Origin of the sequence: Bacteroides sp. AM44-19 (assembly GCF_003603395.1) — a bacterium.
GTDB classification, from domain to species: domain Bacteria; phylum Bacteroidota; class Bacteroidia; order Bacteroidales; family Bacteroidaceae; genus Bacteroides; species Bacteroides uniformis.
Map to the genome: position 1 here is coordinate 1 of NZ_QTNB01000063.1, position 953 is coordinate 953.

Consider the following 953-nt stretch of genomic DNA (forward strand, 5'->3'; position numbering starts at 1 on the left):
CTTGACACGGTGGAGGAAAACCTCGAAGTGCTACGGCAGCAGGGAAAGAACGTATCGCGGGCGATGCTGAAAGGTCTGGAGAAGCGCAAGCATAACCTTGAAGCGAAATTGGAGAAGGTGGAACACGCCATAAAGTCACGCACGGACGACGTGGTGGACTTCAAGCAGATGGGCATCGACCACATTTTCATTGATGAATCGCACCAGTTCAAGAATCTGACTTTCAACACGCGCCACGACCGTGTGGCGGGATTGGGAAACAGCGAGGGAAGCCAGAAGGCACTTAACATGCTCTTTGCTATCCGCACCATACAGGAGCGCACGGGCAAGGACTTGGGTGCGACCTTCCTCTCCGGCACGACTATCAGCAACTCGCTGACTGAGCTGTACCTGCTGTTCAAGTACCTGCGCCCGAAGGAGCTGGAACGGCAGGACATTCGATGTTTCGACGCTTGGGCGGCGATATTTGCCAAGAAGACAACGGATTTTGAGTTCAACGTGACGAACAACGTGGTGCAGAAGGAGCGTTTCCGCTACTTCATCAAAGTGCCGGAGCTTGCCGCCTTCTATAATGAAATCACGGACTACCGCACGGCGGAGGATGTGGGCGTGGACCGTCCCAACAAAAACGAGATACTGCACCACATACCGCCCACGCCGGAGCAGGAGGACTTCATACAGAAGCTGATGCAATTCGCCAAGACGGGCGACGCCACCCTGTTGGGCAGACTGCCGCTTTCGGAAACGGAGGAAAAGGCGAAGATGCTTATCGCCACGGACTATGCCCGGAAGATGGCACTCGACATGCGCATGATAGACCCGCATTACGAAGACCACCCCGACAACAAGGCGAGCCACTGTGCCAAAATAATCGCGGAGTATTATCAAAAATACGACGCGCAGAAAGGCACGCAGTTCGTTTTCTCTGATTTGGGGACATACCAGCCGGGCGA

Annotated in this window: 1 pseudogene; it reads left to right on the forward strand. The window is 54.7% G+C overall.

The annotated features are described in order from the left end of the window. Positions 1-953 (forward strand): annotated as a pseudogene (locus DW947_RS21390) (DNA methylase); the annotation flags it as partial.